Genomic DNA, 18,219 nt, shown 5'->3' with positions numbered 1-18,219 from the left:
CCGACGTACAGGCATCTGGTTGCTGGAGCAGGGCTTCTGTGGGAGCTGGCATGCCTGCGATGCAGGCAACACGGTGTGTCAGTTACACCGCGGTGATGCAATCGCAGGCAAGCCAGCTCCTACAGTGATTCGTTTTCCTCGGGAGGATTCAAGCGAATCCGCCGGCTTTCCTGAAACCAGTGCAAGGCGATCAGGACCAGCGTCGGCACACCCAGCAGGCAGGTGATCATGAAGAAGTTGTGGTAACCGAACTTCTCGACCATCACCCCCGAATACCCGCCGATCAAGCGCGGCAGCAGCAACATGATCGAACTGAGCAGGGCGTATTGGGTGGCGGAGAACTTCAGGTTGGTCAGGCTCGACAGGTACGCGACAAACGCCGAGGTCGCCATGCCTGAACTGAAGTTATCCAGGGAAATGGTGAAAATCAGCATCTGCAGGTCCGGGCCCATGTCGGCGAGCATCACGAACAGCAGGTTGGTGCCGGCCGATGCAATGCCGCCGATGAACAGGATCGGCAGAATCCCGAAGCGCACGATCAACAGGCCACCCATGCCGGCACCCAGCAAGGTCATGATCAGGCCGAAGACTTTGCTGACACCGGCGATCTGGTCCTTGGTAAAGCCCTGGTCGATATAGAACACGTTGGCCATTACGCCCATTACCGTGTCCGACATGCGGTAGGTGGCAATCAGCCCCAACAGCAGGAAGGCCTGCCAGCGGTAGCGCAGGATAAAGTCGTTGACCGGCGTGAGCACCGGCGCCAGGCCCCGGCGGCCCATGGTCGACAGGCACAGCGTGGTCAGGATGATGTAGAGGATGGCCCGCAGGAACGCGCGATCTTCCAGCAGCAGGTCCAGCAGGCTGACCCCATGGAACAGCACGCTGGCGAAGTCAGTGTTGTACAGCTGGGTGAACATCGCCGGTACCGAGACCAGCAGCACGATCAACACGAACACCGAGACCAGCTGGTGAGCAAAGCTGTAGCGCCCGGCCTGCAATTGGGTACGCAGCGGCACATTGGGTTCGCGCATGAACAGCGTGGTCAGCAGCGCAGGCACCATCAGTGCACCAAACAGCACGTACGTACCGGCCCATGCCGAATGCTTGTAGTTGAACCCGGTGGAACCGAAGCCTTCGGCAAAAAACAGCGCACCTGCGGTGGCAAGCAGCGCGGCCACGCGATAACCGGACATATAGCTGGCGGCAAGCGCGGCCTGCTGGCTGTCGCTGGCGATTTCCAGGCGGTAGGCGTCTACGGCGATGTCTTGCGTGGCGGAAGCGAAGGCCACGATCACGGCGATGGCGATCAGCCAGGACAGATGCTTTTGCGGATCACAGAAACCCATGCCGATCAATCCGAGGATCACCAGCGTCTGGGACAGTACCAGCCAGGAGCGACGACGTCCGAGCTTGCCGAGCAGTGGCAGGCGCCATTGGTCGAGCAGGGGCGACCAGACCCACTTGAAGGCATAGGCCAGGCCGATCAGGCTCGCATAACCGATGGTTTCGCGGGCCACGCCGGCCTCGCGCAACCATACCGAGAGCGTCGAGAACACCAACATGTAAGGCAAGCCGGCAGCAAAGCCGAGCAGCAACAGCACTAACGTCGAGGGGCTGGCATAGGCGGCGAGCGCGGCGCGCCAGGTTTTACGGGGCATGGGCTGGAGTCTGCCTCAGAATTACGCAAATAAAGCGCGCACTCTAACCGCTGTGCTCTACCGGGCGCCAGCCATGACGCTGAATATCAACACGATTGTTCAGGATGCTGACGCCTTCGCCGCGCAAACGCGCACGTTGCTCGTCACCCGAGGCACTGCCCACCGGCAGACTTATCCGACCACCGGCACCCAGCACGCGATGCCAGGGCAGTTTGGTGTCCTCGGGCAGTTGGCTCAGGGTGCGACCCACCCAACGTGCGGCGCGACCCAAACCGGCGAGGTGTGCCAGCTCCCCGTAGCTGATCACGCAGCCTTCGGGCACTTGGGCGAGGGTCAGGTACAGCACAGTGCGGCGCATTTCAGCGGGGCTTTGCGGAGCGTCGGTCAGTTCGTTCACGGTGGCATATCCGATGAAAATATCCGTCTATTTGTAAGAAATTTCTGCAAAATGGGGGGCTGAGAGCGGAACTCGATACGAATACCCGAGTCAGTCCTTGCTAAGAAGTTATCCACCCCGATAATGCCCGTTTTTTCGTCAAACTCGAGCCCCATATCCGCTTATGTTGTCCAGAACCCTGCTGTGCCTCGCTGTCTTCAGCGCCTCCACCCCGTTGCTCGCCGACACCGTCTGGTTGAAGAACGGTGACCGCCTGACCGGCAAGATCAAGGTTTTCGACGGTGGCAAGCTGCTGATCCAGACCGACTATGCCGGCGCGATCCCGGTGGACTGGAAGCAGGTCAAGACCCTGGAGAGCGATCAGGAATTGCTGGTCAAGCAGGATGCCTACAGCGGTGAGAAGGCCAAGTCCCTGCAGCCGGCCGACGATGGCAAGGTCATCCTGGCCAACGGCGAGGCGCCCAAGACCGTCGAGCTGGCGAGCATCCAGCAGATCATCAAGCCCAAGCCGGTGATCGAGGACCTGGTGTGGAAGGGCAATGTCGATATGGCGCTGGACTACAAGCGCGCGGAAAAAGACACCAACGACTACGACATCGACTTCAAGACCACTGCCCGCCATGGCCAGTGGCGCCATACCGCCGAGGGCGAGTACAACCGCGAATTCCAGGACGACGTGACCACCACCGACAACTGGGCGCTGGAGTACGACCTGGACCGGTTTATTACCGAACACTGGTTCTGGCAGGGCCGCTTGACCTACAAGCGCGACAAGGTCGAGGACCTGTCCCGCCAGCGCACCGTGGGTACCGGCCCGGGCTACCAATTCTGGGATGACGAACTGGGCGCGTTCTCCCTCGGTTCGCTGGTCAACCGCACCGACTATGAATACCAGGACGGCGGCAAGGACAACTTCTATTCGCTGGCCATGAAGTGGAACTACAACCGCTACCTGGTGGGCAAGACCGTTGAATTCTTCACCAATGGCGAAGTGGGCAAGCCGCTGGCCGGGCCGTCCGAGTACTCCCTGGATGCGGAAATGGGCTTGCGCTACAAAGTCACCGAGTGGGCCTCCCTCAACCTCAAGGCCGAGCGCGACATTATTAGTGGCGACTCGGAAAGTGCGTTGAGCAAGACCCGCTACACCGCAGGGTTCGGCGTCGCCTGGTAACGAGCCGCTTGGTAATTAAAGGCGTAACCCGCCGTCCATTTCCAGAATCCGCCCGGTGTAGTAGTCGTTCTCGAAGATATACGCCGCTGAATGGGCAATCTCCTCGGGCCGCCCCATGCGCTTGAGGGGAATGCCGGCGGTCATCTTCTCCAAGGCCTCGGGCTTCATGCCCAGCGTCATCTCGGTCTCGATAAACCCCGGTGCGATGCCCGCCACGCGGATGCCGTAGCGCGCCAGCTCCTTGGCCCATGTCACAGTGGCGGCCGCTACACCGGCCTTGGCGGCGGAGTAGTTGGTCTGCCCGACATTGCCGGCCCGCGAGATCGACGAGATATTGATAATGGTGCCCTGGTTCTTCAGCTCCACCATTTTCGCCGCCACCTCACGGGTGCACAGGAACACCCCGGTGAGGTTGACATCGATCACCGCCTGCCACTGGGCCAGGCTCATCTTGGTCATCTCGCCGTCCTTGACCTTGAGCAGCAAGCCATCACGCAAGATCCCGGCGTTGTTGATCAAGCCGTTGATCGCACCAAAGTCTTCGGCGATCTGTGCCACGGTGTGGGTCACCTGCTCTTCATTCGCCACGTTGCACAGATAGGCGCGTGCCTTCACCCCATGGGCCTGGCAGGCGGCCACCGCCTGGTCGAGTTTTTCCTGATTGAGGTCCACCAGCGCCAGGTTGGCACCTTTGGCGGCAAAATACTCGGCCATGGAGCGGCCCAAACCCTGGCAACCGCCGGTGATAATGATTACTTTGTCGTTGAGATGCATTCGCAAGTCCTGTGGGCAGAATTAAGCGGCTATCCAGGTTTTTTTTTTGACGAAATTTATCGAAGGAGTCATAAGTTGAGCGCGCACGTTGCCAAGAATGCCCGAGAACTACTGCTCAAGGAATACCGTGGGGCACTCGCCACCTTGTCCAAGGCCATGCCCGGTTTCCCTTTTGGCTCGGTGGTGCCGTATTGCCTGGACGCCGAGGGTCGGCCGCTGATCCTGATCAGCCGTATCGCCCAGCACACCCACAACCTGCAGAAAGACCCCAAGTGCTCGTTGCTGGTCGGTGAGCGTGAGGCGGACGACGTGCAAGCGGTAGGGCGCCTGACCTACCTCGCCGAGGCCGAAAAGCTCGAAGACGGCGCTGCGATTGAAGCCGCCGCCGAGCGTTATTACCGCTATTTCCCGGACTCGGCGAACTACCACAAGGCCCATGATTTTGACTTCTGGGTGCTCAAGCCGGTGCGCCATCGTTATATCGGCGGGTTCGGCGCGATCCACTGGGTCGACCAACTGACCCTGGCCAATCCGTTTGCCGGCAAGGCCGAACTGAGCATGGTCGAGCACATGAACAGCGACCACACCAAGGCGATTGCCCACTATGTCGAACTGGCCGGCCTGCCGACCTCCGAGCCTGCGCAACTGGCCGGTATCGACAGCGAAGGCATGCACTTGCGCATTGGCCAGGCCCTCTATTGGCTGCCCTTTGCCGAGCCTTGCAACACGCCGACACAAGTACGCGAAGCCTTGGTTTTCCTGGCTCACGCCGAGGTCTGGCCGAAAAAAGCAGCCGCTGAAGCTTGAATTCACGAAACGGCGACGTCATCTAAGGTGAAGTAGCAAGGCATTCTTGCGTTGAGGAACCATTTGATGCGCCCTTTTTTGTTGCTTTTTTTGTTGTTTCCGGTGCTTGAGCTGTTCGTATTCGTACAAGTCAGCGGGGCAATCGGGTTTTTCCCGGCGCTGCTGCTGATCATTCTCGGCTCGATGCTCGGCGTACTGGTGCTGCGCGTCGCCGGCCTGGCCACGGCGCTGCGTGCCCGTGAAAGCCTGAATCGCGGCGAGCTGCCGGCCCAGACCATGCTCGAAGGCCTGATGATGGCATTGGCCGGTGGCCTGCTGATCCTGCCGGGCTTTATCAGCGATGTGGTTGGCCTGGTGATGTTGCTGCCATTCACTCGCAAAGTGCTGGCGGGCAAGATGCGCCAGCGTGCCGAAGAGGCTGCCATTCGCCAGCGCGCCTTTGCCGATGACCTGCAACCCCGTGGTGGCCCGGCCCCGCGCCAGCCCCTGGGGCGCGAAGGTGACGTGATCGAAGGTGAGTTCGAACACCGCGACCCCAAGTAATCCCCTCACTGGCACGGCACCCGCGGGTGCCGTGCGGCTTTTGAAGACGCCCCCCGACACAAAAATTTTCATCTCGGTACCCTTGTAATAAGCTTATGCGCCCTTATGTAACGGTCACCGCAAGGTTTCTGGTGGCGACACCAGACAGACTTCCGCGTTTCGCGCCGCGAACCGCGACCGGCACCGCCGGAATTTAACTAGCCGGAATTGACACCGGCCGATGAAAAACACAATTAGGAGAGATCGACAATGAGCAAGCTTCGTCCTCTGCATGACCGCGTCGTCATCCGTCGCAGTGAAGAAGAAAAGAAAACCGCTGGCGGTATCGTGCTGCCAGGTTCGGCTGCTGAAAAAGCCAACCACGGTGTGATTGTCGCTGCTGGCCCAGGCAAGACCCTGGAAAACGGAGAAGTACGTGCGCTGGCTGTGAAAGTGGGTGACAAGGTTGTGTTCGGCCCTTACTCCGGCAGCAACACTGTGAAAGTCGACGGCGAAGACCTGCTGGTAATGGCTGAGAACGAGATTCTCGCTGTTCTGGAAGGCTGATTTCCCCGTTCATCTTCCCGTTACTACAAAGTATTTAAGGAATATCGATCATGGCTGCTAAAGAAGTTAAATTCGGCGATTCCGCCCGTAAGAAAATGCTCGCCGGTGTGAACGTCCTGGCTGACGCAGTAAAAGCGACCCTGGGCCCTAAAGGCCGTAACGTGATCATCGAGAAGAGCTTCGGCGCTCCGACCATCACCAAGGACGGCGTTTCCGTCGCCAAAGAAATCGAGCTGAAAGATCGCTTCGAAAACATGGGCGCGCAGCTGGTCAAAGACGTTGCCTCCCGTGCCAACGATGACGCAGGCGACGGCACCACCACCGCTACCGTTCTGGCTCAGTCGATCGTCAACGAAGGCCTGAAAGCCGTCGCTGCCGGCATGAACCCGATGGACCTGAAACGCGGCATCGACAAGGCGACCATCGCCATTGTCAAAGAGCTGAAGTCCCTGTCCAAGCCATGCGCTGACACCAAGGCAATCGCTCAGGTCGGCACCATCTCGGCCAACTCCGACAGCTCCATCGGCGACATCATTGCCGAAGCCATGGAAAAAGTCGGTAAAGAAGGCGTGATCACCGTTGAAGAAGGCTCGGGCCTGGAAAACGAACTGTCGGTTGTTGAAGGCATGCAGTTTGACCGTGGCTACCTGTCCCCGTACTTCGTCAACAAGCCAGACACCATGACCGCCGAGCTCGACGGCCCGCTGATCCTGCTGGTTGACAAGAAGATCTCGAACATCCGTGAACTGCTGCCAGTTCTGGAAGCTGTTGCCAAGGCCGGTCGCCCACTGCTGATCGTTTCCGAAGACGTTGAAGGCGAAGCCCTGGCGACTCTGGTTGTGAACAACATGCGCGGTATCGTGAAAGTGGTTGCTGTCAAGGCACCTGGTTTCGGCGATCGTCGCAAGGCCATGCTGCAGGACATCGCTGTCCTGACTGGCGGTACCGTTATCTCCGAAGAGATCGGCCTGAGCCTGGAAAGCGCTACCCTGGAACACCTGGGTAATGCCAAGCGCGTCACCGTGACCAAGGAAAACACCACCGTGATCGACGGTGCTGGTGTTGAAGCCGACATCCAGGCACGTGTTACCCAGATCCGCGCTCAAGTGGCTGATACCACTTCCGACTACGACCGTGAAAAACTGCAAGAGCGTCTGGCCAAGCTGTCCGGCGGCGTTGCAGTGATCAAGGTTGGCGCGGGTTCCGAAGTTGAAATGAAAGAGAAGAAAGCCCGCGTTGAAGACGCCCTGCACGCTACCCGTGCAGCCGTTGAAGAAGGCGTGGTACCTGGCGGTGGCGTGGCGCTTGTTCGTGCCCTGCAGGCTATCTCCGAGCTGAAAGGCGACAACGCTGACCAAGACGTCGGTATCGCTCTGCTGCGTCGTGCTGTTGAAGCACCTCTGCGCCAGATCGTTGCCAACTCCGGCGACGAGCCAAGCGTAGTGGTCGACAAGGTCAAGCAGGGTTCGGGTAACTTCGGTTACAACGCTGCTACCGGCGAATACGGCGACATGATCGAAATGGGCATCCTGGACCCGGCTAAAGTGACTCGTTCGGCTCTGCAAGCGGCTTCGTCGATTGCCAGCCTGATGATCACCACTGAAGCAATGATCGCCGAGATCAAAGAAGATGCTCCAGCTGGCGGCGGTATGCCAGACATGGGCGGTATGGGCGGCATGGGCGGCATGATGTAAGCCAGCCTTACCCCGATACTGAAAAACCCCGCCTGCAGCGATGCAGGCGGGGTTTTTTTATGCTGATCGTTCCCACGCTCTGCGTGGGAATGCCGCCAGGGACGCTCCGCGTCTCTCTTTACGCGCACGCCTCAGCTGACGCCGCGACGCCCCAGCAGTTTCTTGAACATGAAGCCGCGAGCCAGCATCAGGTGCGAGGCGGGCGGCAAAGATGCCACGGGTCCCGGTGCCGCAGAGCCGGATGACGGATGGACAGGCACGTGTGCGGTTTTTTTGAGGGGCGCCGGTTGGGGCCGCTCCCAATGGCCGGACATGACCACCATGCCCAGCAGTTTGAGGGTATTGCCGTAATAGTCATGGTCACGGATGGACCGGCGTTGCAGGTTGTCCCAAAGGTTATTGAGCCACAGCTGATTGTCGGGGCTGATCATTGCGCTGACCCCGAGCGCCGCCACAAAGGCTGGCTCATTGTGCGCTTCCTCGATTGAACTGCCGTCGATCCGGTAACCACTGTTGAAGTTGCCCGGCTCATCGTGGGTGGTGGCGCGTGCCCAGCGGTTGAAGGTGGTCAGGGTGTACAGCGCACGCGGGTCACCGTACATCAGGTAATCCAGGCCGATGCGCCAAGGGTAGCGGGCGGCGTTCCACGAATAGCTGCCGTCGTATGGGCCTTCCACCAGATCGGGCCGCGCCGGGGTGATCGAGGTGTCCAGGTGGCTGATGAAGTCCGGCACCAGCCCGCTGTTGGCGCTGTACCGTTGGGTAAAGTCACTGATGATCGAATAGGTCTTGTCGCGCACCGCCTGCCAGCGCTTGTCCCCGGTCATGGTGAAAAAGCTGTAGAGGTGCGACTGCATGAAGTCCGAGCTGCGGGTGGTGTACTCAAGCTCTGCGTCACCGTCGGTACCGGCCCAGTCGCCGAGCATCAGGTGCTGAGTCCTGGGGTGCACCTCGTGTTTCATGATCGCCGCCATCACCGTGTTGGCCTCGCTGCGATAGTCAATGGTGCCCTCGCTGCCCATTTCTGATCGGCCAGCAGCAGGGCGTAGGCGATGTCCAGGTCGCCATCGGTGGCACTGACGTCACCACGGAAAGGGTCGGTGGAGTCGCCGCATCCCTCGGTCTGGTTCCAGGCCATCAGGCCGGGATCGGACGCTGCCGGGTGATCCTGGAAGTAGCGCACCATGCCGTCGAAAGTCCGTTGGGCCTCGTCATCGTAGTCGGCCATCATCACAGTGAGCAGCATGCCGTAGCCATGGGCCTCGGACACGGTGATGGTGTTGGGCGCGGCGCCACCACCCACGGGTTTGTGGTCGGCGTTGACCTTGATGAAATACCGGCCGCTGCCGCATTCCCCCGACAGGTAAACCGCCTTCCAGTCCTTGTAGAACGTGACCAGTTGTTGATCCATGATCGCCTGGGGCTGGCGATTGGGCAGGATGGTGCCGGGGTAGTAGGGCGCGTGGACATTCTGGGCCGCAACGCCGCCTGACCATGAACCGGCGGCCATGCACAGTGATAACAGCAGCGTGGGCAGATGCCGTCTAGGGTGACGCATGAGCTGACTCTCCAACCTGATCCAAAGGGCAAGGTCGCGAGGTTAGCGGCAGCGAGGATGTTCCACTGTCACAGGCTGTAACAGCCTAGGCCGGACGCAGTGCCAGGGTCAGGGTCAGGCGTGCGCCGCCCAACGGGCTGCGGGTGATCGACAGCTCACCCCCGTGCCAATGGGTGGCGCGCTTGGCCAGTGCCAGGCCGAGGCCAAACCCGCTGGGCTCGTCGCCGCCCATGGCCAGGCGTACGAAGGGTTCGAAGATCTTTTCGCGGTTTTCCGGCAGCACGCCCGGGCCGTCATCATCCACATGCAGCACCAGGTGCTGGCCCTGGCACGCGGCGCTGACGTTCACCCGTTCGCGGGCGTAGTTAATGGCGTTGCTTAACAGGTTGCGCACGATCAGATGCAGCAGGGCGCGGTCGCCGATCAGTTCCAGGTCGGCCGGGTCGGTGTCCAGGGTCAGCAAGCGATGGTGCCCGTCCAGCAGGGCAAACTCCTGCTGCAGCCAGGCATGGAGATTGATTGGCTCATGCTGCAGGTCGCTGGGTGCATCGGCCAGCCGGGCAAAGGCGAGGCTGGCGCGAACCAGCGACTCCAGTTCTTCGATATCGGTGTGCAGGCGCTCTTGCAGGCGGGTGCGGGTGTCGGGGTCGGCGCTTTTACTCAGCAGTGCCAGGGCAAAACGCATCCGCGCCAGGGGTGTGCGCAGTTCGTGGGACACCGCCTGGGAAACCTCCCGGTGGCGTTCGCCCATCGAGCTGATGTCCAGCGCGTGCCGTTGCAAGGTCAGCAGCAGCGGCGCCCACTCCTGGCTCATCGCGGGCAGCAGCGTGTTGGGCGAGCGGGCGAGGGTAGCAATGCAGGCATTGAGGGCATCGAGGTCATGGGTGTATTTGCGCCGGGCACGCAGGGCAATCCAGAGAAACAGCAGTACCGGCAGGCCGGCGACACAGGCGGTCACCCAGTACACCGGATATTGCAGCAGGTCCTTCACTTCGGCGGTTCCCCACAAGGGGCCGAATTGAATCACCGTGTCATCGTCCAGCGGGAAGTAGGTGACGTCCTCATCACTGTTCTGCGCCGGCTGATGGTGGTCGAGCATCACAATAGCTTCAGGCGGCAGCTCGATATCATCCTTTTTCACCAGGCTCACCGGGTACTGAAAGCGTGCTTGCAGTGACTCGATGCGCGCCTCCCGTTGTTCGGCGGGCAAGGCCTTGAGTTGCTCGGCAACCAGATAACCCGGCCCGGCCATCAGCCGCAGAAAACTGTAGTCCCCGATAAACACCGAGGCGTTCGAGCACAACCACAACAGGTAAAAAGTGAGGGCGGCCCAGCTGGTGCCGGCCGCGATGGCCATCCACGGGCGGACTTTAGACAGCATGCTGGCTCCCGGTCGGGATTTCGACGAACAGGTATCCCTGCGCCGTGATGGTCTGGATGGTCACGGGGCACTCAAGACTCATCAGCTTTTTGCGCAAGCGCGACACCCGCATATCAATCGATCGGTTCAGCCCGTCGTACTCCAGGCCGCGCAGGCGCTGGAGCAGCTTTTCCCGGGTCAGCAATACGCCGCAATGGCGGGCAAAGATGGCGAGCAACTCGAATTCGGCCACCGAAAACTGCAAGGGCGCCTCGCCAAGCCAGGCGAAGTGGTTGTTCAGGTCCAGCCGAAAAGCGCCCCACTGATAGTAGCTGCGAGGTGCCTGGGGATGGCGGCGCAGCAGCGAGCGGATCCTTGCCAGCAACAGTTGCGGGTCGATCGGCTTGACCACGTAGTCGTCGGCCCCGGCGGCAAACCCCACCAATTGTTCGGCGTTCTCGTCCAGGGCCGTCATCATCAGGATCAGCCCGGGGTAGTGGTCGCGAATCTGTCGGCACAGGGTAAAACCGTCGATGCCCGGCAGCATCACATCGAGGATCAACAGTGCCGGTTGTTCATCCTGGATACGCTGGGCGGCGTGGTCGCCACGGTGTTCCACTGCAACGCTAAAGCCTTCGGCGCGCAGGAACTCGGCCGTCAGTGCCGCCAGGGGCAGGTCGTCTTCGATCAGCAACAGGGTATCGGACATGGCTCAGCAGGATCGTTGCCAAAAAGTGCGCAGAGTGTTGCGCCCTTGCCCCCGGCTAGGCAAGGGCTGATCATCACGGCGTCACGGGCTGCTTGCGGAAGGCGGGCTGCGGTGTTTTCACCGGCCGGTACAGCAGGAAGTAATAGGCGCCCAAACAAATCAGCCAGCTGAAAATTGCCGTCCACACGTTGTGGGAAAGAAAGTGCGCCCCTTGCATCGTGCGGCTCACCGAAAGCACCGTGCCCAGGCCCAGCGCAAACATGAACGCCGAGCGCGCCATCCGCGGTCGGCGATCCCTCAGGGCAAAAAACAACGCAAACAGCGCAAACCCGGTCGCCGCATGCCCGCCCGGCCAGCAACGCCCCGGCTTGTCGGTCGGCGGCCTGGGGCTCAGCAGCTCGCTGTACGTCTCCTGGCCGCCAAACTCCTTGACGCTCCACGGGCATTGCACCCCGGTCACCGTCTTCAACGGTGAAACGAACGAGGTGGCCAGTGCCAGCGACAGCACCAGGCAGCCCAGTTCCCGGCGATAGGGTTTGAGTCGCTCAAAGACAAAGGCCCCGGCAAACCCGGCGATTGCCAGCACCGAAAACACGATCACCATCTGCTTGGCGCGATCGTGAAGAATGTCCTCCAGAAAAAAACTGTGCCGGCCCACGAAGCCGCCTTCGGACGCGTCGTAAAACAGCCTGGCGATGTCCATGTCCAGCGACGTCAGCTCCAGCAGCAACATGGCCACCGCCAGAACGGCAGGCACACCGAGGCACAGCCAGAAGTTAAGGGGTTGGGATAGCGGACGAACAGCGATTGCGTGCATGGCGAACTCAGACTCTAAAAAAAGCCCCGGTCAGACCTGGCCGGGGCATTTTGGTTAGCGTGTACTCACTTGGGGAACCTCGTCCTTGGGCACCCTCCAGCTCAGCAACTGTTGCTTGTAGCCATAACTGGCGCCCTGGTAGTAGGTGATGGCCCGCTGGATCAACGGGTCATCGCTGCCAACGCGGATTTCGTGGCTGTCGCCCAGGGCCTGGTCATGCCGACGCAAGCCTTGGCGCGGACTGAGAATCGCCAGGTCCTTGCCGTCGAACAACCCCAGGTACTGGTAATTGCCGACCACTACCCGTGGCGGCAGCGGGTTGTCTTGCAGCAGGTTGCGGCCAAAGAACGTCGACTCGTAGCTCAGGTTCAGCAAGCCCAGCAGGGTCGGGGCGAGGTCGATCTGGCTGGCCAGCTTCGCGTTCTCGCCGGCGTCTACCAGCTTGGGTGCGTAGATGAACAGCGGGATCTGGTAATTGACCATCGGCAGGTCTTCCTTGCCGGCGCTGCCCGCCGTGTGGTCGGCGACGAAAATAAAGATCGTGTTGTCGAACCAGGGTTTCTGGCGCGCCGCCTCCAGGAACTGGCCGATGGCATGGTCGGTGTACTTCACCGCGCCGTCGCGACCGTCACCGGATTTGATATCAATGCGGCCAGCCGGATAGGTATACGGACGGTGGTTGGAGGTGGTCATCAGTTGCAGCAGGAATGGTTGCTGCTTGGCGTAGTCGGCGTCCGCCAGTTTCAGCGTCTGTTTATAGAGGTCTTCGTCGGCCATGCCCCAGGCGTTTTTAAAGCTGATTTCGGATTCGGGCACGCTGCTCTGGTCGACCACGCGGTAACCGTTGCCGCTGAAGAACGCGTTCATGTTGTCGAAGTAGCCCCGGCCGCCGTAGACAAACACGCTGTCGTAGCCAATGGCGTTGAGCTGCTGGCCGAGGCTGCCGAAACCGCTTTCCCGGCCGATACGCTTGACGATGGAGCGCCCGGGCGTTGGCGGGATGGCCAGGGTGATAGCTTCCAGGCCGCGGTCGGTGCGGGTGCCGGTGGCGTAGAAGTTATTGAAGTACAGGCTCTGTTTGCGCAGCGCATCGAGGTTGGGCGTGAGGTTATTCGGGTCGCCGTTGCTGCCCATGTACTTGGCACTGAAGCTTTCGATGGTCACCAGCACGATGTTGGGTTTGCGCAGCGTGCCCGGGTTGGTAATGGCGCGACGGATATCCAGCGGATCCGTGCCGATAAACCGTGCGTTGGGCTCGCTGAGTTCGGCGCGCAACTGCTTGGCGACTACATCCGCCGGCAGGCTCTTGTAGAACTGGGTGTAGTCCAGTTCGTTGTTACGGAAGGCGGCGAAGAACTGATAGGGGCCGTTGCTGGCCAGTTCGTTGTTGTAGGCGTTGCCGCCCTGGCTGCGCGGGCTGTCCTGGTTGATCAGTTGCAGGCTCAGGCCGGCCACCAGCAACAGGCCAAGGGCACTGAGCAGACGCTTGCGCATCGCAGGCAACGGCGCGTCCATGGCCGCGTTGAACGGTTTACGCAAGACCACGCTCAAGACGATCGCCATCACGGCCAGCAGGCTCAGCAGCTTGCCGATCGGATACGACTCCAGCAGGTTGTTCAGCACTTCCTTGGAGTAGACCAGGTAATCCACGGCAATGAAGTTGAAGCGCACGCCGAACTCGTCCCAGAACAGCCATTCGGCCACGCTGGTGAAAAGCATGGCGAACAGGCTGACGGTGAGTACCGCCTGCAGAAACCAGCGATGGCCGCGACGGCGCCACAAGCCTGGCGGGCACAGCAGCAAATACAGGCCCAGGGGCAGGGCGGCATAGGCGAGGAAGCCGAGGTCATAGAGCAGGCCCACGCCGAATACCGGCAGCAGGTTGCCGCTCACCTCATCCAGATGGGTTACCAGCAGCACGCTGCGGGTCAGTAGAAAAACCACCAGCCAGGCACCGGTCACCAACAGCAAATAGCGCATTGGCGCCGTTTTTGGAAAACCCATGTCAACGTTCCTTATTTTCGATGGGCGCGATCTTCGCGCTGACACTGTAGTCAGCTTGTGAACCTATAGTGAAAAACTCGTTAAGTTCCCCAATCGGTTGAAAACAGTAATCGGCGCGGCCTTCAGGCCTAGCCGTGAGCCATACTTGGCCTTAAGCTGCGCGAGCCAACACGGCCGTTACCGCGTACGGAGACACTGCCCATGCGAATTTTATTGGTTGAAGACAACCGCGATATTCTGGCCAACCTGGCCGATTACCTGGGGCTGAAGGGCTACACCGTAGACTGTGCGCAGGACGGTTTGTCGGGCCTGCACCTGGCTGCCACCGAACATTACGACCTGATCGTGCTCGACATCATGCTGCCCGGCATTGATGGCTACACCCTGTGCAAACGCCTGCGTGAAGACGCACGCCGCGACACGCCGGTGATCATGCTCACTGCGCGCGACCAACTGGATGACCGGCTGCAGGGCTTCAAGTCCGGCGCCGATGACTACCTGCTCAAGCCGTTTGCGCTGTCGGAGCTGGCCGCGCGTATCGAAGCGGTGCTGCGTCGTGCCCAGGGTGGCGGGCGCCGTGCCTTGCAAGTGGGTGACCTGAACTACGACCTCGACACCCTGGAAGTCACCCGCGAAGGGCGCCTGCTCAAGCTCAACCCGGTCGGCCTGAAGCTGTTGGCGGTGCTGATGCAGAAAAGCCCGCATGTATTGCGCCGTGAGATTCTTGAAGAAGCCCTGTGGGGCGATGACTGCCCGGACAGCGACAGCCTGCGCAGCCATGTCCATCAGCTGCGTCAGGTGATTGATAAACCCTTCGCCAAGCCGTTGCTGCAAACGGTGCACGGTGTGGGTTATCGCCTGGCCGAGGGTCGTGATGGAGTTTAAGCAAAGCCTTGCCCAACGGATCATCATCGCCTTCGCCTTGATGAGCGCGTTGGTGGCGGGGGCCTTCGCCATGGGTATCGTCGCTACGGTGCACCTGGTGGAAGAAAAACTCATATCGGCAGGCCTGGGCGGTGACTTGCAACGGCTGCTGCTGATGGACAGCGTCGAGGACTGGAGCCATCGCCCCGAGCCCGACCAGTTGTTCTACTTCAGCGGCGGCCCCGGCGATTTCGAGCTGCCCAAGGATTTGCGCCATCTGGAGCCTGGTTTTCACGAAGTGTTTCGGGAGGCGTTGTCCTACCATGCCATGGTCGAGGTGGTCGACGGCCGCCGTTATGTCCTGCTGCAAGACCAGAGCGATTTCGAAGAGCGCGAGCGCGTGCTGTTTGCCGTGGTGCTGGTGGGGTTTGTGCTCAGCCTGGCGTTGGCGGTGTTCCTCGGCTGGGTACTGGCGCGCAAGGTAATGGCGCCGGTGGTGCGTCTGGCCCGCCAGGTGCGGCACCGCGACCAGTTACTCGGACTGGCACCACCGCTGGCGCCGGATTACGCCGCGGATGAAGTCGGCGAATTGGCCGTGGCCTTCGACGCCACCCTGGGCCGTTTGCGCCAGGCATTGTCCCGGGAGCAACTGTTTACCAGTGACGTGAGCCACGAATTGCGCACCCCGCTGATGGTGCTCGCCAGTTCCTGCGAGCTGTTGCTGGAGAACCCCGCGATTGACCAGCGCGGCCGCAAGCAGGTCGAGCGCATTGCGCGGGCCTGTGAAGAAATGCGCGAACTGGTGCAGACCTTCCTGATGCTGGCCCGTGCCCAGCGCGAGGAGGCCGGCATGTCGCCCCAGGCCAACCTGGCCCAGGTGGCCGAGGACTTGCTGGGGATCTGGCGTGAGCCGATCGAGCGCAAAGGCCTTGAGCTGATCTATCAACCGGGCAATCCACTGGATACCCGCTACAACGCGACCTTCCTGCACGCGGTCATGGGCAACCTGTTGCGTAATGCCCTGCACTACACCGAGCATGGCTTGATCCGCCTTACCCTGGAACCGAGCGGTTTTGTGGTGGAAGACACTGGCGTGGGCATTCCCGAGGACAAGCGCGAAGCGATGTTCGAACCGTTTGTGCGTGGCAGTGAAAAGCGCGGTGAAGGCCTTGGCCTGGGTTTGTCCTTGGTTCAGCGCATCTGCGAGAACCAGGGTTGGAGCGTCAGCCTCAGCACCATGGAGCCCAACGGCTGCCGCTTTCACGTCGAATTGAGTCAGGTCAAAGCCTGATGCCTGCCCTGCCGCTAAGCTGCGGCAGACTTCCTGATTTTCGCCGAAGATGGCATCATGCCACGACTTGTGTCTGCAAAGTTTTGTAATGTATACGATTCGACAGGACAAGTTTTTCACAACGTGTTGACCTGTTGATCACAGGATTCTTTTTAAGGTTGTAGGCATCAGTAACTGGAGACCCGGTGATGCCTACCCCGATCAAGCTCGAATTTTCCGAAAAGTACGACGATCAGCACGCGCAGAATTATTTACTCAAACACCAGGACAATCTGGCTCGCCGGTTGTCCCACAAACGCGACGAGCAATTGGCCCGTGGTGCGCTGGCCATGGCCGGTGAGCCTGGCCTGGTGCTGGATTTGCCATGTGGTGCCGGGCGTTTCTGGCCGTTGCTGGCAGAAAAGCCCAACCGCGTGATCATCGGCGCCGACAACTCCGCGTCGATGTTGAAGATTGCCACCGTCGCCCAGCCGGCGGATGTGGTGAAACGGGTACGCCCCTTGCAAACGTCTGCCTTTGATATCGATTTGCCAGATAATGCGGTCGACAGTATTTTCTGCATGCGCTTGATGCACCACATTGGTGACCCCGAGCACAGGCTGGCAATACTGCGCGAATTTCAGCGTGTTACCCGTGACAGCGTGATTATCTCGCTGTGGGTGGACGGCAACTTCAAGGCGTGGAAACGCAAGCGTGCCGAAGTGCGGCGTCGCAACAAGGGTGAGCAGGAAGGTTACCAAAATCGGTTTGTGTTACCGGTTGCTACTGTTGAGGCAGAGTTTGAGCAGGCCGGTTTCCGTGTTCAGGAATCTCTGGACTTCATACCGCTCTACGCCATGTGGCGAGTGTATGTATTGCGCAAGAGGTAACAGGATGGCTGTCGAGTGTTTACCAGGTAGTGAAGTAGCTCCCGAAGAGCGATTTGATTATTTCTGGCGCCAGCAGGGCGAGTGGGTCGAAGAGCCCAATCGTCGTCGTGGCGGTGAAAGTGGTGTGCAACGGGTAACGGGCACCAATGGGCGTTTGCTCTACAGCAAGCGCCAGACCGGTCATATCTACCGTAGTTGGCTCCATCCGTTTGGGCGCCCCACTGTGTTGCGTGAGCGTGACGCCCTGAAGGGCCTGCGCTTGCTGGATGTACGCGTGCCGGAGTTGGTGTTCTGCGAGGCCCGTCGCGATCCTGAGCACCAATGGAAGGCGTTGTTGGTGACGGCGTCGCTGGACGGTTTCGACGAGATCGAAAACTGGTACGCCGCGGGTGGTCGTGAGCAGTATGGCGAGTTGGTGCATGAGCGTTTGCTCAAGGAACTCGCGGGTACGTTGGCGCGGATGCACAAGGGGCGTTGGCAGCATGGTTGCCTGTATATCAAGCATATCTTTGTGCGGGTGACGGGTGAGGGGGACGCGGCGAAGGTTGAGGTGGCGTTGCTGGATTTCGAGAAGTGCCGGCAGCGCTTGACCGCTTTGCGGGCGGCCCGGCATGACATGTTGCAGTTGCGCCGCCATTCGTCGTGGAATGCTACGGACTGGCAAAAACTGAGCTACTTTTACGAGACGGCGTTTGGCAGCGCTATCAAGGGTTTAACGTAATGAAGCTAGAAATTGCACGAGGTTTGTTTCTGTTGGGGGCGTTGGGCATAGCTGCCCTGGCCCTGGCTGCCTGGGAGCAGCCCCGGACACAAGTTCTCAGTGCGGTGCAGGGTGTCGGGCAGCAATGCCCGATGCCGCGGATCGCCAAGGTCGGTGTCGCGGCCAAGCCTGATCATGAGTTGTTGTTGTTCATGTTCGGGATGTCCCAAGGGATGAGGCCACAGAGTTGAAGAGATTGAAGCCCAAATAAAAGGCCTCGCTAGTTCGAGGCCTTTTATTTGGGCTTGGGTTTTGGGTTGGTTGGTTGGTTGATCGAGTACATATCCGTTGCTGCGGTAACGGCGGCTTATGGTTCCGCTCTTACAGCGGGTCACTTTTGGCAAACGCCCCAAAAGTAACCAAAAGGTCTTTGCCCCACCACTCGGTGCCTCGC

At 60.3% G+C, this 18,219-nt stretch carries 19 protein-coding genes; 10 read left to right on the top strand and 9 right to left on the bottom strand.

Annotated features, from left to right (window positions below):
* Window positions 1–119: 119 nt before the first annotated feature.
* Together HYE77_RS29560 and HYE77_RS29555 are read right to left on the bottom strand one after the other, a co-directional pair.
* Window positions 120–1,661 (bottom strand): AmpG family muropeptide MFS transporter, encoded by a 1,542-nt coding sequence (locus HYE77_RS29560; protein WP_008433581.1) that lies wholly within the window; start codon window positions 1,659–1,661, stop codon window positions 120–122.
* A gap of 43 nt (window positions 1,662–1,704) precedes the next feature.
* Window positions 1,705–2,019: an MGMT family protein gene (locus HYE77_RS29555; protein ID WP_218166212.1), complete on the bottom strand. Its 315-nt coding sequence runs from the start codon at window positions 2,017–2,019 to the stop codon at window positions 1,705–1,707.
* A gap of 202 nt (window positions 2,020–2,221) precedes the next feature.
* Between HYE77_RS29555 and HYE77_RS29550 the strand changes: the two genes are divergently transcribed.
* Entirely contained in the window at window positions 2,222–3,229 is a 1,008-nt protein-coding gene (locus tag HYE77_RS29550) for a DUF481 domain-containing protein (protein ID WP_003208606.1), read from the top strand.
* Window positions 3,230–3,244: 15 nt separating this feature from the next.
* On the opposite strand, the gene HYE77_RS29545 is transcribed toward HYE77_RS29550, so the two are convergent.
* Entirely contained in the window at window positions 3,245–4,003 is a 759-nt protein-coding gene (locus tag HYE77_RS29545; RefSeq protein ID WP_003208604.1) for an SDR family oxidoreductase, read from the bottom strand.
* Window positions 4,004–4,078: 75 nt separating this feature from the next.
* On the opposite strand from HYE77_RS29545, the gene HYE77_RS29540 reads away from it, so the two are divergent.
* The 4 genes from HYE77_RS29540 (at window position 4,079) to groL (ending at window position 7,593) form a co-directional block, all read left to right on the top strand.
* Window positions 4,079–4,810: a HugZ family protein gene (locus tag HYE77_RS29540; protein WP_003208603.1), complete on the top strand. Its 732-nt coding sequence runs from the start codon at window positions 4,079–4,081 to the stop codon at window positions 4,808–4,810.
* A 66-nt stretch (window positions 4,811–4,876) separates the two neighbouring features.
* Window positions 4,877–5,353 carry an FxsA family protein gene (locus HYE77_RS29535; RefSeq protein WP_003208601.1) on the top strand — a complete coding sequence of 159 codons (477 nt, stop codon included), beginning with the start codon at window positions 4,877–4,879 and terminating at the stop codon, window positions 5,351–5,353.
* A gap of 249 nt (window positions 5,354–5,602) precedes the next feature.
* On the top strand, window positions 5,603–5,899 hold the full coding sequence (gene groES / locus HYE77_RS29530) for a co-chaperone GroES (protein ID WP_017846112.1): 297 nt from the start codon (window positions 5,603–5,605) through the stop codon (window positions 5,897–5,899).
* Window positions 5,900–5,949: 50 nt separating this feature from the next.
* The gene (gene groL / locus HYE77_RS29525; RefSeq protein WP_003208597.1) at window positions 5,950–7,593 is read left to right on the top strand and encodes a chaperonin GroEL; all 1,644 of its coding nucleotides are present in this window, start codon (window positions 5,950–5,952) and stop codon (window positions 7,591–7,593) included.
* A 131-nt stretch (window positions 7,594–7,724) separates the two neighbouring features.
* Here groL and HYE77_RS32750 read toward each other — a convergent pair whose 3' ends face one another.
* From HYE77_RS32750 to HYE77_RS29500, 6 genes are all read right to left on the bottom strand, one after another.
* A complete protein-coding gene (locus HYE77_RS32750) occupies window positions 7,725–8,615 on the bottom strand; it encodes a glycosyl hydrolase family 8 (protein ID WP_256347524.1) in 891 nt (296 codons plus the stop codon).
* Complete coding sequence (locus tag HYE77_RS32745) at window positions 8,567–9,151, bottom strand: glycosyl hydrolase family 8 (RefSeq protein WP_256347523.1); 585 nt, start codon at window positions 9,149–9,151, stop codon at window positions 8,567–8,569. Before HYE77_RS32745 ends, HYE77_RS32750 begins: the two co-directional genes overlap by 49 nt.
* A gap of 85 nt (window positions 9,152–9,236) precedes the next feature.
* Window positions 9,237–10,532 carry a HAMP domain-containing sensor histidine kinase gene (locus HYE77_RS29515; protein WP_177022732.1) on the bottom strand — a complete coding sequence of 432 codons (1,296 nt, stop codon included), beginning with the start codon at window positions 10,530–10,532 and terminating at the stop codon, window positions 9,237–9,239.
* Window positions 10,522–11,220 (bottom strand): response regulator transcription factor, encoded by a 699-nt coding sequence (locus HYE77_RS29510; protein WP_177049768.1) that lies wholly within the window; start codon window positions 11,218–11,220, stop codon window positions 10,522–10,524. The genes HYE77_RS29515 and HYE77_RS29510 overlap by 11 nt, the downstream gene beginning before the upstream one ends.
* Window positions 11,221–11,293: 73 nt before the next feature.
* A complete protein-coding gene (locus HYE77_RS29505) occupies window positions 11,294–12,037 on the bottom strand; it encodes a phosphatase PAP2 family protein (protein WP_177067294.1) in 744 nt (247 codons plus the stop codon).
* A gap of 54 nt (window positions 12,038–12,091) precedes the next feature.
* Window positions 12,092–14,041, bottom strand: a complete 1,950-nt coding sequence (locus HYE77_RS29500; RefSeq protein WP_003208588.1) for an LTA synthase family protein — start codon at window positions 14,039–14,041, stop codon at window positions 12,092–12,094.
* Window positions 14,042–14,242: 201 nt separating this feature from the next.
* Here HYE77_RS29500 and colR point away from each other — a divergent pair, with 201 nt between their 5' ends.
* The 5 genes from colR to HYE77_RS29475 all read left to right on the top strand — a co-directional run bounded on the left by colR (window position 14,243) and on the right by HYE77_RS29475 (window position 18,016).
* On the top strand, window positions 14,243–14,926 hold the full coding sequence (colR, locus tag HYE77_RS29495) for a two-component system response regulator ColR (RefSeq protein WP_003208587.1): 684 nt from the start codon (window positions 14,243–14,245) through the stop codon (window positions 14,924–14,926).
* Complete coding sequence (locus tag HYE77_RS29490; protein ID WP_102369809.1) at window positions 14,916–16,196, top strand: HAMP domain-containing sensor histidine kinase; 1,281 nt, start codon at window positions 14,916–14,918, stop codon at window positions 16,194–16,196. Before colR ends, HYE77_RS29490 begins: the two co-directional genes overlap by 11 nt.
* A 188-nt stretch (window positions 16,197–16,384) precedes the next feature.
* Window positions 16,385–17,065, top strand: a complete 681-nt coding sequence (locus HYE77_RS29485) for a class I SAM-dependent methyltransferase (protein ID WP_177070225.1) — start codon at window positions 16,385–16,387, stop codon at window positions 17,063–17,065.
* Between the two features lie 4 nt (window positions 17,066–17,069).
* On the top strand, window positions 17,070–17,786 hold the full coding sequence (locus tag HYE77_RS29480; RefSeq protein WP_023659223.1) for a lipopolysaccharide kinase InaA family protein: 717 nt from the start codon (window positions 17,070–17,072) through the stop codon (window positions 17,784–17,786).
* Window positions 17,786–18,016: a hypothetical protein gene (locus HYE77_RS29475; protein WP_008433604.1), complete on the top strand. Its 231-nt coding sequence runs from the start codon at window positions 17,786–17,788 to the stop codon at window positions 18,014–18,016. Before HYE77_RS29480 ends, HYE77_RS29475 begins: the two co-directional genes overlap by 1 nt.
* The last annotated feature ends 203 nt before the right edge of the window (window positions 18,017–18,219 follow it).

Origin of the sequence: Pseudomonas sp. IPO3774, assembly GCF_013386835.1 — a bacterium.
In the GTDB taxonomy this organism is placed as follows: domain Bacteria; phylum Pseudomonadota; class Gammaproteobacteria; order Pseudomonadales; family Pseudomonadaceae; genus Aquipseudomonas.
Note: the sequence above shows the minus strand (reverse complement) of the source record. Positions and strands in the feature narration are given on the sequence as shown.